We start from the raw sequence: 14039 nt of genomic DNA, 5'->3' as shown, positions 1-14039 counted from the left end.
CCCACCACCTATCTTGACGCGTGTCCCAAGTTCTGCTTTGGCAGCAGCTTAGCACTAAACTTGGGGGCAGCGTCAAAATCGGAGGAGAGGCTGGATGGCACAGGCCGAGCTGCGCGCGGACGCACGCCGCAACGTCGAGAAACTCAAGGCCGCCGCCGTCGAGGTCTTCCGCGAGAAAGGGCTGCACGCACCCCTGGAGGAGATCACCAAGCGTGCCGGGGTGAGCAAGGGCACCGTGTACCACCGGTTCGGCTCACGCGAGGGGCTGATCGACGCGGTCATGCCCGACCTCGCCATCGCCGCCCTGGGCGAGGCGGCGGAGCGGGCGCTGGCCTGCGAGGACCCGTGGGAGGGGTTCGCCGGTTACGTCGAGGACGTCTCCCGGATCCAGGCGTCCGACCCCGCCCTCAACGACGTGATCTCCCGCCGGTACGCGGCCGAGCAACTCGCCGTCGTGTGCCGGGTCGCCGAGGAGCGCGAACGCGAGATCATCGAGCGGGCCCAGCGGGCCGGCGCACTGCGCGCCGACTTCACCCGAGAGGACATGCTCTTCGTGTTCTGGTCGACCGCCATGCTGGTCCGGCACACCGCCGACACCGCACCGGACGCGTGGCGGCGCAGCATCGGCTTTCTCCTCGACGGGCTGCGCGCCGAGGCCGCGCGCCCGCTGCCCGTCCGCCCGCTGACACGCGACCAAGTGGACGACGTCATGCGCCGGCTCGGCGAGTCCGGACCGCTGTAGCGCACGGGCAGCGCTCAACCGGCCGATCGGGCACACCACCGCGACCACGCACGAACATCTGACGATCGGTGGCTACACCGGCCGGTGAGAGGTCTCATCCTGACTCAGCGGGCACCATCCCGACCTGGCCGATGAGCATCATGAAGAGCGGCGACCAGCATCAACCCGTTCACGCCACGGCCTCCTTGAAGATCTCGGTGAGGGTCGGCCGCTCGTGGCCGAAGTGCTCGACGTGCCCGGCCTTGATGGCGCGGCGCAGGATCTCCTGGTCGTCGCCGTACGTCGTACGCAGAGTGTGCCGGTCACCGGCCACGGTGACCGTGCCGGGCAGGCCGTCCGCCCAGCCATGGGCGGGATCGCGGACGACCACCCGCAGCGCGTCGTTTTCGGCCGAGCGCAGGCCGGCCACCGTGCCCGTGGCCACCATCCGCCCGGCGGCCACGATGCCGACCGAGTCGCACAGCCGCTCGACCAGGTCCAACTGGTGGCTGGAGAAGATCACCGGCACCCCGCCCCTGCACCGCTCCTGCAGAGCGGTGGCCAGCACGTCCACCGCGATCGGGTCGAGCCCGGAGAACGGCTCGTCCAGCACCAGCACCTCGGGGTCGTGCACCAGCGCCACCGCCAGTTGCACACGCTGCTGGTTGCCCAGCGAGAGCGCCTGCACCGGGTCGTTCCTGCGCTCGGCCACGCCCAGCCGCTCCATGAGGTCCTCGGTGGCCTCCTTGGCGGCCTCGGCGCTCATTCCGTGCAGGCGGCCGAAGTATTCGATCTGCTCGGCGACCCGCATCTTCTGGTAATGGCCACGCTCTTCCGGCATGTAGCCGAAGCGGCGCCGGTCGTCGTGGCCGAGCGAGCGGCCCTGCCAGCTCACCGAGCCGGAATCGGCCTGGAGCACACCCATGACGATCGTCGTCGCGGGAGAACATGTGCTCGATGGCGCGGGCCGGCGCTCTCAACGACGTGGTCAAGTGGTGTACTCCCCGCTCGCCTCGACGCTCTTGCGCAATGCGGTCGCGATCGGCTCGACGGGCGCGGACATCTGCTGGATCCGGTCCTGGCGCAGACGCATCTCCCGCCAGGAGGGAACCACCGTCTTGAGCCGGGCCGCCGTGGCCAGCGCCGCCAGGACACGGACGTCCTGGTCCAGGTGCCCGACCGGCCGGCCGCCGCGGATGGCCCCGCCGACGCGCTCGGCCAGCCTGCGCGACAGGTACGTCTTGCGCAGCCTGATCCGCTCGACCGGGAACAGCAGGATCCGGCGCCGCTCCACGCTGATCACCCGGGCGGCCGCCAGCTCGTCGCGTACCACGCGGACCGCCTTGCCGTTGTGCTTCTGCACCCACCACCACCACGAGCGGGGCGGCGAGTTCGAAATCTGCTCCCAGACCACGGCCCGCAGAGAGCCCGGCTCGGCGGCCGGGGCGGTGAGAGCGCGCGCCTTGCCCGAGTCGTCCTCCAGGTTGCCCGCCAGCAGCAACTCGGCGAGGGTGGCCGCGCGCAGCAGGTAACCCAGCCCGCCCCGCTGGGTCAGCTTCCCCTTCCGCAGGTCGAAGGCCAGCAGGAAGGCCGATCGGGCCAGTGACTCACCCTGCTTCACTCGCGTCTCCATCCGCCCTGGCTCCTCTTTCTTGCTGATCGTCCGTCCCCCCATCTTGATATTAAGGTGATATCACTTTTTCGAGGGCCGTGAAAGGGCGGTTCTGAGACCTTCTGCTCGGGTCGGTGGACTGGAAGCGCCGGAACAGTGCGTACACCGTCGGCCAGGATCTGCTGGGGCGGCGGCCGGCTCACCCCCTGCGGCGGGTGGGGAGGTCTCAGGGCTGGATGTTCTCCAGGTCCTCCAGGAGGCTGGGATGGGTGGGCTGCCACCCGAGGACCTCGCGGGTGTAGGCGCTGGAGGACGGCTGGTCCATCGCGAAGATCGGGCCGAATGGGCCGAAGTTCTCCTGCGGCACCGGCTTGACCGGCAGGCCGAGTCGCCGGCCGATGACGGTGGCGATGTCTCGTACCGCGTCGCCCTCGTCGGCCACGGCGTGCCAGGCCGTCCCGGCGGGTGCCGACTCAAGGGCCAGCCGGAACAGGACCGCCGCGTCGAGCGCGTGCACGGCCGGCCAGCGCTGGGTGCCGTCGCCGGGGTAGCCGGACACGCCGGTGCGGCGCGCCTGCTCCGTCAACAGGCCGGCGAATCCGCCCTTGCCCTCGATGTGGACCGTGCGCGGCATGCGGACGGCCACGCTGCGCACACCGCGTGACGCCAGATCCAGCACCGCGTTGACCGAACGGCCGCGACCGCCCACCGGTCCCTCGGTCGACACGGGGTCGGCCTCGGTGGACACGCGGCCCGGCACCCAGGGCGTGCCCGAGACCGTGACCAGCGGACGATCGCTGCCGAGCAACTCCTCGCCCAGAGCGGCGAGAGCGGCGCTCTCCTCGGCGACCGACCGCGCGACGGCCTCTTCGGTGCTGTAGTCGGTGCCGAAGGCCAGGCTGATCACGCCGTCGGACTGTGCGGCGCCGGCCCGCAGGACGTCGAGGTCGGCGAGCTGCCCGCGCAGCACCTGGGCGCCGGCGTCCGTGAGGGCCTGCGCGGACTTGTCCGAGCGGGCCAGCGCGAGAACGGTGTGACCGTTGGCGAGGAGTTCGGTGGCGACGGCGGAGCCGATGGTGCCGGTACCGCCCGTGACGAAGACGTGCATGGAGCTCTCCCGAAGTGATGGGACCATTGTCCCATCACCATACACCGGTGACGGGACACTTGTCCCATCACCTATGATGTCGTTCATGGCCCGATGGCAACCGGACACGCCCCAGCGACTCGTCGTCGCGGCCGTCGATCTGTTCATCGAGCAGGGCTACGACGCCACGACGGTGGCTCAGATCGCCGAGCGCGCCGGCGTCACCAAGAGCACCTTCTTCCGGCACTTCTCCGACAAGCGTGAGCTGCTGGTCGCCGGCCAGGAGACCCTGAGCCGGCTGCTCGCCGAGGGGATCGCCGAGGCGCCCGCCGACGCCAGCCCGCTCCAGGCGGTCGCAGCCGGTCTCGAACGCGCATCCACCGCCTTGGGGCCGGCGAGCCGCGAACTCGCCCCCCGCCTGAAAGCGGCCGTAGCGGCCAGCACCGAACTTCAGGAGCGAGACGCCCTCAAGAGCGTCGGTCTGGCCGCCGCCATGACCGCCGCGCTCGTCGCCCGCGGCGTGCCGGACCCGACCGCGCACCTCGCGGCCGAGCTGGGAGTGCTTGCCTTCAAGCGGGGCTACGCCCAGTGGTCCGAAAGCGATCGTGATGACGCCCGAGGGCTCGCGCACCATGCGCTGGCCGCCCTGCAAGACCTGCGTGCGGCAACTGCGTCACTGGGGTGATCGGCGTCGGGCCGGTCTTAGGGCGGGGGCTGGACGGGCGCGGTGGCGCGGGTGCTGGATGAGAGACCACCGGCCGGTCCGCCGTGGCTTTGCGGGCGGGCGGAGCAGCGGCTACGAGGCGGCTTCCAGTGGCAGGTCGCTGCCGCGCCAGGTGGCCGCCAACTCCTGAAGCGGCACGTTGAGCGCCTCGCCGAGGCAGACGATCGTGCCGAATCCGGGGGACGGCAGACGTCCGGTCTCGATCTTGCGCAGGGTTTCCGGCGAGATGCCGGCGGCGTGCGCGACTTCCGCTAGATCGCGTCCCGCTCGCGCCTGACGCAGCAGGGCGCCGAGACGCCTGCCGGCTTCGATCTGTTCAGGGGTGAGCGGTTGGCGGACCATGCCCCCAGGATAGGGCTGGTATTACTTTACCGGCAAGTGCTAGGGTGGCGGTATAGTAATACCGACACTCTTGACGTGAGGTTTTCGTGATCGAACTGAAGACGCCTGCGGAGATCGAACGCATGCACGTGGCCGGGCGTTTCGTCGCCGAGGTGCTCTCCGAGGTCGGCCGGCTCGCCGACGTGGGCGTCAACCTCCTGGACCTGGAGCACCACGTGCGCGGCATGATCAAACGGCGCGGGGCGGAGTCGTGCTACTGGGACTACGCGCCGTCCTTCGGACGCGGCCCGTTCCGCAACGTCATCTGCCTGTCGGTCAACGACGCCGTCCTGCACGGCCTGCCCCACGACTACACGCTGCGCGACGGCGACGTGCTCACCGCGGACATCGCGGTCAGCATCGACGGCTGGGCGGCCGACTCGGCGCGCACGGTCATCGTCGGGACCCCCGCCGAGGAGGACCTGCGGCTCGTCCGCGCCACCGAGGAAGCGCTGGAGGCGGCCATCGAGGCGGCGCGCCCGGGCAACCGCCTGGGTGACATCTCGGCGGCCATCTGGGCGGTGGCCCGCGACTACGGTTACCCGGTCAACACCGAGTTCGGCGGTCACGGCATCGGCCGCACCATGCACGAGGGGCCCCACGTTTCGAACAAGGGCCGGGCGGGGCGCGGTCTTACGCTCCAGCCGGGCCTGACCCTCGCGCTCGAACCCTGGTTCGCGCGCACGACCGACCGGATCGTCTACGACGCCGACGGCTGGACCATCCGGTCGGCGGACGGCTCGCGCACCGCCCACTCCGAGCACACGGTGGCCATCACCGAGGACGGCCCCTTGGTGCTCACCCGGCGTGAGTCGGAGACCCCGGCAACGCGGGCCGATTCCGTCAATCGGCTGGCCGCGAAGGAGTCCTGAACGGTGCGAGGCCGTGTCGATGCGGCCGTGCTCGGCGAGCGCCTGTCCCAGCGCATGGCCGACTCGCCGCCACGGTGCCGGCCACGGCGGGTCAGAGAGCGTGTCCCGCCAGTCTCATGACCTCGGTGTGGGCGGCTCTGGTCATCGGGTAGGCGGGGCCGAGAGCGCGCAGGGCGTCGTTGAAGTACTCGGTGTAGGCGGCGAACAGGGCGGTTTCGCTCAGTGGCGGGTCGGAGCCGCGGAGCAGGGTGGCGCGGACGACGAAGGTGTCGGGGTGGCCAGGGCCGAGGACGCGGAGTTGGTGGGCGTGAAGATCCTCCTCAGCGGCCCGCACCTGCGGATCGCCGAGCTGACGACGCCAACTGTTGAGGGTGTGCCGGGCGGACAGGGTCACCGGGTGGTCCGGGCCCAGCCCTTCGGTGCAGGACCGGACGACCTTCTCGCACCGGACGACCATCTCGGCGGGCGGCACGATCCTGCTCTCCAGTTCGGAGAAGTCATGCTCCGTCATCTCGACCGGACCGCCCAGACGGTACATGGCGTCCGCGACGGCCCGGGTGTTCTCCCGGGACCGCTCGATCCAGGGCTCGATCCGCATCTGCGCCATGAGCCGCGCTTCCATGGCCATGAGCGTGTCGGGATGGTCGGGGCCGAGCTTCGCGATCATGTCGGCCACCACCCGGTCGAGGGAGATGATCCCGGTCTCCGCATCGCCGAACTGCCACTGAAGGTGGGCCAGGTCGCGGCGCATGACCAGGACGCCGGCGTGCCCTGGCCCCAGCAGCCCGGCCACCTCCTCGGCGATCCCCGGGAGCATGGACAGGGCCGGGTCGTGGTCGCCCACCCGGGCGCTCAGGACGAACAGGTTGGCCTGAGTGATCAGAGTGACCGGGTGGTGCGTGCCCAGAAGCCGGACCATGTCGCGCAGCAGGTCCATCTGGAGGTCGAGATCCCCCAGCCGGCCCCCGGACAGCATGCTCGGAGGCGTGGTGCCGAACACCCGGGGGATCTCCCCGTACGGTTCGACGCTGCCGGTGGTGGGACCCACGCTGTCGGGGGTCTCGTGCCGCCTGTAGGAGTCGATCGCGCGCTGAAGCAGTTGCTGTGACTTGCGCCGCCTACCGAACATGACGGCAACCTAACAAGATCGTCCGCGGCCGGGGAAGGTGGCCACCGGCAGCGTTTCACGGCTCGGGGTGGGCCCGCCATCGGTACAGGGTGACGGCCGCGGTGGCCGCGAGGACAAGGCGCACCGCGTTGCCCGCCTCCCACATCACGATCGCGGAGTGCACGTCGGCCACGCTCGCCGCCGGATCGCGGAATGTCGGGTTGACGGCGCTGACCAGGATGCCGGTGCCGGCCGCCGAGATCGTGATGAGGACGGCGGTGCGCAACACGGCACGCCGAGAGCGGCCGGGATCGCGGGAGACGCGGATGACCAGGGTCCAGGCGAGCGTGAGCAGGGCGACTCCGGCCGGCAGGAAGTAGAGCACGGGGCTTCCCGGCTCGAATTCGGCGGGGAGCGACCCGGGCGGCAGGTGCCACAGCCACGGCATCACCACGATCGCCTCGTAGAGATTGCCGAAACCCCACCAGGCGATCAGTACGAGCACCGCATCGGCGTGCAGGCGATATCGCGTCAGGGCGTCCACGGTGGGCCAGCGTAATCCTCTTCTTCACGAACCGGCGGTCCGCGTGAACTCTGCCGGGGTCGGCCGGTGGGGGCTCGGTCAGCGGCGTGAGGCGATGAGGCGTACGCGGCAGGCGAGTTCGACCGCGAAGCGTACGTCCGGCTCGGTCAGGTCCAGGCCGAGGGTCTGCTCGATGCGCCGGATCCGGTAGTTGACCGCGTTGGGGTGCAGGTTGAGCGCCTCTCCCGCACGGGTCAGCGAGTTGCGGTGGCCGAGGTAGGCGACCAACGTGCGGATGGCGATGGCCGCGCGTTCGGGGCCGAGCGCGTCGAGCGGCGTCAGGATGTCGTCGAGCAGCGACCGGCTGAGCGGGGAGGCGTAGAAGTCCAGCAGGACGCGGCGCAACCCGGTGACGTCGGTGACCTCGATGCGGCCCGCCCTGCCGCCGGCGACGGCGGCTTCGGCCGCCAGGCGGGCCTCCGTGGCCGACTGCCGCAGGCCGGCCGCGCCGCTCTGCGGGGTGCCGAGCCCGACGGTGAAGGCCCACTCCTCGCCCGCGACCGAGCCGGCGTGGGCCACCACGGACTCCATGACGTCGCGGAGGCGCCGCTGGTGGTCCGGGGCGCCGGTCTCCTCCGAGGCGACCATCACGATGTCGTCGTGGAAGGTGGCGAGGTGCCACACCTCCTCGCGCCGATCGACGAGCTGGAGCGCGTGCAGTTCGACCGAGGAGACGAGCACGGCGGGCGGGCGCCGTTCCGGGTCGTCGCGATGGGTGGAGGTGAGCCAGGCGACCGCGTGGGACAGCGACACGGGCAGCCCCGCGCGGGTGGCCTCGACAGTGAGCCGGTCGATGCGGGACGACTCGGCGAAGATCAGCTCGATGATGAGGTCCGCCCGGGATCGTACCGGCCCGAACCTGGCCTGCAGCTCGCGTTGCAGGGTCCGCGAGAGCAGGGCGGCGATCACCGGGAGGGCGACCGCCACCGACGCGTCGTCGCGGTCGGCGGTGAGCCGCCCGACCGGCACCTCGCCCACGCACACCGCGTCGGGCCGGGACAGGGCCACGCCGGGGTCCTCGATGAGCGAGAGCCGCACGCCGAGGGCCGCGCCGACCTCGTCGAGGATGGCCTCCACCGGCCGGCCCGGCGCCTCGGCCGCCAGCGCCGACGCCCGCGCGATGGCGTACTCGGCGCGGGACAGCGCCTCCTCGGCGTCGCCCCGGATCGTACGGTCCATGAGCACCGCGAGCTCGGAGGGCGTCGCGGTGCTCATCAGCACCGGCAGCCCGCCGCGATCGGCGAGCGAGCGGGCCGTCTCGGCGATCGGGAAGTCGCCGACGAACACCAGCCCCGCGCACCGCCTGGCGATGGCGCGCCGTATGGCGATGTCCACCTGATAGGGGCGCGGCACCGCACCGTCGGGCATGGCCACGATCACGAGCCGGTCCGGTGACGCCGACGTCAGATCGTCCATGGCGACGATCTCCACGCCGGACACCTCGACCCCCTCAGGGGAGCCCGCGACACAGCGCAGGCCCAGCCGCTCACCCTGCGCCACGATGTCGGTGACGTTGACCTGTTCCATTGGCACACTCTGGCGCATTTCTCTGGGGTGTCAACACATTGTTGTGCCCGACCGCCCTCCTTAGCCTCGGAGCATGCCCGATCAGGACCTGCATTCCGGCGGCGAGGGCGCGTCCGTGCGCACGATCGCCCGCTCAGACGTCGCCGCCCTCGCGGCCGGCGCCGCCATATTCGGCACGGGCGGCGGAGGCGCCGTGCAAACCGAGCAACTGGCCGTGGAGATGGCGATCGACGAGTACGGCCCGGTGAGCGTCGTCCCGGTCGCGGAGCTCACCGACGAGGACGCGGTGATCGTGATGTCCGCGATCGGGGCGCCGTCCGTCGGCATCGAGATGCTCACCGCCTCCGGCCAGACCGACACGATCGTCCGCGAGGTCGAGCGGATCACCGGCCGGCGGATGACGGCCGTGATGGCGGCGGAGATCGGCGGCAGCAACGGCGTCGCCCCGGTGGGCTGGGCGGCGCGGCTGGGGCTGAAGGTCCTGGACGCGGACGGGATGGGCCGCGCCTTCCCCCAGGCCACGATGATCGCGATGAACGTGGCCGGGCTCCCGAGCGAGTTCGCCGTCATGAGCGACGCGATCGGCAACGTCTCGGTGCTGCGGCCGATCAACCTGGCCTGGCTGGAGCGGCACGCGCGCGCCCTCACCGTGGCCAGCGGGGCGATCTCCCTCGGCGCGCACTACGTGCTCACCTCGCGGACCGCGCCCGGCGCGGTGATCGAGGGGACGGTGAGCCGCGCGGTCCAGGTCGGCCGGCGCCTGCTGGCCGCGGCCGAACCGGTCGCCGAGCTGGCCGACGAGCTCGGCGCCCAGGTCGTCGTCTCCGGCAAGATCATCGATGTCGAGCGCAACACCGAGGGCGGTTTCACCCGGGGGTCGGTCACGGTCGAGGGCGTCGGCCCCGACCGCGGGCGCCTGACCCGGGTGGAGATCCAGAACGAGAACCTGGTGATCATCGAGGACGGCGCCGTCGTCGCCAGCGTCCCGGATCTCATCACCGTCGTGGACTCCGAGACCGGCGAGGCCGTCTCGACCGAGCTGCTGCGGTTCGGCCAGCGGGTCAGCGTGCTGGCCTGGGCGTGCGACCCGCTGTGGCGGACGGAGCGGGGTCTGGAGCTCGCGGGGCCGCGGGCCTTCGGATACGACCTCGACTACGTCCCGTTCGCCGCCGGCGTCGCAGGAGGACTTCGATGACACCCCAGCACGATCTGTCCGTCGGCATCGACGTCGGCGGCACCAACACCGACGCGGTCGTGATCTCCGCCTCGGGCGACGTCGTCGCGTGGACGAAGAGCCCCACCACGCGGGACGTCACCGGAGGCATCCGGTCCAGCCTCGCGGCGGTGCTCAAGGAGCTGGGCCCGGACCAGGACGCGGTGTCGCGGGTGATGCTGGGCACCACGCACGCCACCAACGCGATCGTGCGCCGCCGCGACCTCGGGCGCGTCGCCGTGATCCGTCTCGGCGCGCCGGCCGCCACCGTCTACCCTCCGCTCGCCGGCTGGCCGGCGGATCTGCGCGACGCCGTCCTGGCCGGCTTCGTGCTCGCCGGCGGCGGGCACCTCGTGGACGGCTATCCCATCGCCGAGCTGGACCGGGACGCCATCCGCCGGTTCCTGGACGGGCTTGAGGGCCGTTTCGACGCGGTCGCGGTGTGCGGCATCTTCAGCCCCTCCTTCCCCGAGCAGGAGCTGGAGGTGGAGGCGCTGGTCCAGGACCATGTGGGCGTCGATGTGCCGATCTCGCTCAGCAGCGAGATCGGGGCGCTCGGCCTGCTGGAGCGCGAGAACGCGACGGTGCTCAACGCGGCCCTGTACGAGGTCGCGCGGGACATCACGACCGCGCTGACGACCGTGGTCGCCGAGCACGGACTCGACGCGGCGACGTTCTTCGCGCAGAACGACGGCACCTTCATGGCCGTGGAGTACGCCGCGCGCTATCCGGTGCTCACGATCGGCTCCGGGCCCGCGAACTCGATCCGGGGCGCCGCCGCCCTGTCCGGCGCGGACGACGCCATCGTCATCGACGTCGGCGGCACCACGAGCGACCTCGGCGTGCTGGTCGGCCGGTTCCCACGCGAGTCCACGATGCCGCGCGAGGTCGGCGGGGTGCGTACGAACTTCCGCATGCCGGACATCCTCAGCCTGGGCGTCGGGGGCGGCACGGTCGTGGACGTGGCGGCGGGCGTGCCGGCCAACGACTCGGTCGGCTACCGCATCTCGGAGGAGGCGCTGCTGTTCGGGGGCTCGACGCCCACCCTCACCGACGCGGCGGCCACGCGGTCCACCGTCCTGGCCGGTCACGAGCTTCCGCCGCTGGACCGATCCGTGCGGGCCGGACTCGCCGCCGCGCTCGCCGTCGCCCACGACCGGATCGAGTCGGCCGTCGAACGGATGTCCCTCGGCCGTACCGGGCTGCCGCTCGTGGTCGTCGGCGGCGGCGGATTCCTCGTCCCGGACCGGGTGCTCGGCGCCGGCGAGGTCGTCCGGCCCGAGCGCGGCACCGTCGCGAACGCCGTCGGGGCGGCGATCGCGCTGGCGGGCGGCCGGGCGGACCAGTTGTGCGACGTCGGGGACCGCTCGGCCGCCATCGAGGAGGCGAGCCGCGCGGCGATCGAGAAGGCCATCCAGGCGGGGGCGGACCCCGCCCGAGTCGAGGTCGTCGATGTGCTGGAGACACCGGTGTCCTACGCGACGCGGCCCACGCTCAAGGTGGCCGTCAAGGCGGCGGGACCGGTCGCCCGGATCGGGCACGCGCCACGCCGGCAGGACCGCGAAATGAAGGAACGGACATGAACAAAGAACACTTCAGGGCGTCCGCGGCCGCCACCGTGGCCGTCCTGGCCGCGGCCGGCCTCACGGCCTGCGGCTCCTCCTCGCAGACCAGCAGCGGCCAGGCCGAGCAGCCCGTCTCCGGAGGCGCCTTCGTCAAGGCGATCTCCGCCGACCCCGGCCACCTCGTCCCGATGACCGGCGTCTCGCTCGCGGCGCGCGAGATGGTCGGCTACGCCTACGAGGCGCTCGTGTACGCCACCCCCGACGGCCGCTTCGTGCCCTGGCTGGCCACGAAGTGGGAACAGAGCGGAAAGAAGATCACCTACACGCTGCACGACGGCATCACCTGCTCCGACGGCAAGCCGTTCACCGCCGAGACCGCGGCGAACAACATCAACTACCACGCCGACCCCAAGAAGGCGACGTTCTACCACGGCCCCCAGGTCAACGAGGGCGTCACCGCCGAGGCCGAGGGGAACACCCTCACCATCACCAGCGAGACCGACGATCCGTTCCTGCTCGCCAACACCGGCACCATCGAGATGGTGTGCCAGGCCGGCCTGGACGACCCCGACAGCCTGAAGAACGCGACCAACGGCACCGGCCTGTACGCCCTGTCCGGCTCCACCCCGGGCTCCACCTACACCTACACCAAGCGGAGCGGCTACAAGTGGGGCCCGAACGGCGTCACGAGCGAGACCAAGGGCCTGCCCGACTCCCTTGAGATCCGCGTCATCACCGACGAGACGACCGCGGCCAACCTGCTGCTCTCCGGCGAGATCAACGCGGCCGTCGTCACCGGGGCGGATCGCCAACGGCTCGACGCCGCCGGGCTGAAGACCGTCGGCGTGCGCAACCCGGTCGGCGAGATGCTGTTCAACGAGCGCGCCGAGCGCCCGACGTCCGATCCGCTGGTACGCCAGGCCCTGGTCACGGCGCTGGACCGCAAGGCGATCGGCGACGTGGTGAGCGACGGCTCCGCGATGGACTCCAAGTCGCTGGTGGTGAAGAACCCGCTGTTGTGCGTCGCCGGCGGCCCCAAGTGGACGCTGCCCGCCACCGACCCGGCCAAGGCGGCGTCCCTGCTCGACGAGGCCGGCTGGAAGCTCGGCGAGGGCGGCAAGCGGTACAAGGACGGCGAGCCGCTGACCATCAAGTTCATCTACGACGCGGCCACGGCGACCCACGCGCCCGCCGCCGAGCTGGTGCAGCAGACGTGGAACAAGCTCGGCGTCACCACCGAGCTGTCGGCCAACGACGCCAACGCCTGGTCGGAGCAGCTTTTCCAGACCTTCGACTGGGACACCGGCTTCGTGCAGATCGCCCCCGGCGGGCCGGTCACGGTGAGCACCTTCTTCGCCGGGGCCACCCCGGACAAGGGAGGCAACAACTTCATGTTCGTCGACAACCCCGAGTACGAGGCCCTGGTGAAGCAGGCGTCCACCGCCTCGCCCGAGACGACCTGCGACCTGTGGCAGCAGGCCGAGGCGAAGCTCATCGAGCGCACGGACGTGTTCCCCCTCGCCGACAACGAGCTGCGCACGTACCTGTCCGGCGTGCGACTGGAGCAGCCGAACTTCGTCATGCCCACCACGATCCGGATGCTGGGCTGAGCCATGACGATCCCCCCGACCGCGACCACCGCGGCCTCCCTCGACCCGAAGCGCGTGAGCCGGGGGGATCGTCCCGTGCTCCTGCGCCTTCCTCCCCGCGCGGCCTTCGTGCTGCGCCGGATCGGCCGGGCGCTGGTCTCGCTCGGCGTGGTCGTCGTCGCCACGTTCCTGATCGTGCACCTCGTGCCGGGCGACCCGGTACGCGCGGCGCTCGGGCCGAGCGCGACCGCGGAGCTCGTCGCCCGCACGCGGGCGGAACTGGGCCTGGACCAGCCCGCGTTCCGGCAGTTCCTCGACTACCTGTCCGGGCTGCTGCGCGGCGATCTCGGCGTCTCGCTGCGCTCGCACCGCCCGGTGGCGGCCACGCTCGCCGAGCGCTTCCCCACGACGCTCGTCCTCGCCTGCCTCTCCTTCCTCGTATCGATGCTCGGCGCCGTGCCCATCGGCGTCGCGACGGCGGTATCGGCGTGGGGCGGCCGCCGCCGCATGGTGGACGCGGGGCTGTCGTGGCTGCTCGGCGCGCTGATCGCGATCCCGAACTTCCTCCTGGCCGTCGGGCTCATCGCGCTGTTCGGCATCACCCTGAAGGCGTTCCCCGTGGCCGGGTGGGGCGGCGCCGCCGAGGCGGTGCTGCCGGTCGCGGCCCTGGCCGTCGGGCCGATGGCGTATCTCGCCCGGATCGTGCACGTCGAGATGCTCACGGTCCTCGGCACCCCGTACATGAAGACCGCCCGCAGCAAACGGCTCCCCGCCCGCCTGCTCTACCTGCGGCACGCGCTGCCGAACATGATCACCGCCGCGCTCACGACCGGCGGTCTCGTCCTCACCGGACTCGTCGCCGGCACCGTGCTCATCGAGGCGGTGTTCGTGATCCCCGGGCTCGGATCGACGATCGTCTCCTCGATCACCGCGAAGGACTACCCGATGATCCAGGGAGTCGTCCTCGTCTACGCGGTCCTGGTCCTCGGGCTCAACCTGCTCATCGACCTGGTCCTGGCCACCCTGGACCCCCGATCGTCGATCATGGAGGGCTAGC

Annotated in this window: 14 protein-coding genes; 7 read left to right on the top strand and 7 right to left on the bottom strand. The window is 71.4% G+C overall.

What is annotated here, in order from left to right:
* Window positions 1–94 precede the first annotated feature (94 nt).
* Entirely contained in the window at window positions 95–742 is a 648-nt protein-coding gene (locus HNP84_RS32655) for a TetR/AcrR family transcriptional regulator (RefSeq protein ID WP_185053807.1), read from the top strand.
* Between the two features lie 169 nt (window positions 743–911).
* Here the strand turns inward: HNP84_RS32655 and HNP84_RS32650 are convergent, their stop codons facing one another.
* The 3 genes from HNP84_RS32650 to HNP84_RS32640 all read right to left on the bottom strand — a co-directional run bounded on the left by HNP84_RS32650 (window position 912) and on the right by HNP84_RS32640 (window position 3441).
* A complete protein-coding gene (locus HNP84_RS32650) occupies window positions 912–1646 on the bottom strand; it encodes an ABC transporter ATP-binding protein (RefSeq protein WP_185053806.1) in 735 nt (244 codons plus the stop codon).
* Between the two features lie 63 nt (window positions 1647–1709).
* A complete protein-coding gene (locus HNP84_RS32645) occupies window positions 1710–2354 on the bottom strand; it encodes a GPP34 family phosphoprotein (RefSeq protein ID WP_185053805.1) in 645 nt (214 codons plus the stop codon).
* A 205-nt stretch (window positions 2355–2559) separates the two neighbouring features.
* Window positions 2560–3441, bottom strand: a complete 882-nt coding sequence (locus tag HNP84_RS32640) for an SDR family oxidoreductase (RefSeq protein WP_185053804.1) — start codon at window positions 3439–3441, stop codon at window positions 2560–2562.
* Window positions 3442–3526: 85 nt separating this feature from the next.
* On the opposite strand from HNP84_RS32640, the gene HNP84_RS32635 reads away from it, so the two are divergent.
* Entirely contained in the window at window positions 3527–4105 is a 579-nt protein-coding gene (locus tag HNP84_RS32635; protein WP_185053803.1) for a TetR/AcrR family transcriptional regulator, read from the top strand.
* 111 nt (window positions 4106–4216) lie between these two features.
* Here the strand turns inward: HNP84_RS32635 and HNP84_RS32630 are convergent, their stop codons facing one another.
* Window positions 4217–4486: a helix-turn-helix domain-containing protein gene (locus HNP84_RS32630; protein ID WP_185053802.1), complete on the bottom strand. Its 270-nt coding sequence runs from the start codon at window positions 4484–4486 to the stop codon at window positions 4217–4219.
* Window positions 4487–4572: 86 nt separating this feature from the next.
* Here HNP84_RS32630 and map point away from each other — a divergent pair, with 86 nt between their 5' ends.
* Window positions 4573–5397, top strand: coding sequence for a type I methionyl aminopeptidase (gene map / locus HNP84_RS32625; RefSeq protein ID WP_185053801.1), 825 nt, complete (start codon window positions 4573–4575; stop codon window positions 5395–5397).
* Between the two features lie 91 nt (window positions 5398–5488).
* Here the strand turns inward: map and HNP84_RS32620 are convergent, their stop codons facing one another.
* The 3 genes from HNP84_RS32620 to HNP84_RS32610 all read right to left on the bottom strand — a co-directional run bounded on the left by HNP84_RS32620 (window position 5489) and on the right by HNP84_RS32610 (window position 8615).
* Window positions 5489–6526 carry a tetratricopeptide repeat-containing protein gene (locus HNP84_RS32620; RefSeq protein ID WP_185053800.1) on the bottom strand — a complete coding sequence of 346 codons (1038 nt, stop codon included), beginning with the start codon at window positions 6524–6526 and terminating at the stop codon, window positions 5489–5491.
* A gap of 55 nt (window positions 6527–6581) precedes the next feature.
* Window positions 6582–7049 (bottom strand): hypothetical protein, encoded by a 468-nt coding sequence (locus HNP84_RS32615; RefSeq protein WP_185053799.1) that lies wholly within the window; start codon window positions 7047–7049, stop codon window positions 6582–6584.
* A 78-nt stretch (window positions 7050–7127) separates the two neighbouring features.
* Window positions 7128–8615, bottom strand: a complete 1488-nt coding sequence (locus HNP84_RS32610; RefSeq protein ID WP_185053798.1) for a PucR family transcriptional regulator — start codon at window positions 8613–8615, stop codon at window positions 7128–7130.
* Window positions 8616–8688: 73 nt separating this feature from the next.
* Here HNP84_RS32610 and HNP84_RS32605 point away from each other — a divergent pair, with 73 nt between their 5' ends.
* The 4 genes from HNP84_RS32605 to HNP84_RS32590 are packed head-to-tail and all read left to right on the top strand — an operon-like array spanning window position 8689 to window position 14038.
* Window positions 8689–9810 carry an S-methyl thiohydantoin desulfurase family protein gene (locus HNP84_RS32605; RefSeq protein ID WP_185053797.1) on the top strand — a complete coding sequence of 374 codons (1122 nt, stop codon included), beginning with the start codon at window positions 8689–8691 and terminating at the stop codon, window positions 9808–9810.
* Window positions 9807–11411, top strand: a complete 1605-nt coding sequence (locus tag HNP84_RS32600) for a hydantoinase/oxoprolinase N-terminal domain-containing protein (protein ID WP_185053796.1) — start codon at window positions 9807–9809, stop codon at window positions 11409–11411. The genes HNP84_RS32605 and HNP84_RS32600 overlap by 4 nt, the downstream gene beginning before the upstream one ends.
* Window positions 11408–13003 (top strand): ABC transporter substrate-binding protein, encoded by a 1596-nt coding sequence (locus tag HNP84_RS32595; RefSeq protein ID WP_185053795.1) that lies wholly within the window; start codon window positions 11408–11410, stop codon window positions 13001–13003. Before HNP84_RS32600 ends, HNP84_RS32595 begins: the two co-directional genes overlap by 4 nt.
* A 3-nt stretch (window positions 13004–13006) precedes the next feature.
* Window positions 13007–14038, top strand: a complete 1032-nt coding sequence (locus HNP84_RS32590) for an ABC transporter permease (protein WP_185053794.1) — start codon at window positions 13007–13009, stop codon at window positions 14036–14038.
* The last annotated feature ends 1 nt before the right edge of the window (window position 14039 follow it).

It is taken from the genome of Thermocatellispora tengchongensis (genome assembly GCF_014202315.1).
In the GTDB taxonomy this organism is placed as follows: domain Bacteria; phylum Actinomycetota; class Actinomycetes; order Streptosporangiales; family Streptosporangiaceae; genus Thermocatellispora; species Thermocatellispora tengchongensis.
This window is presented reverse-complemented; position numbering and strand designations above follow the sequence as displayed.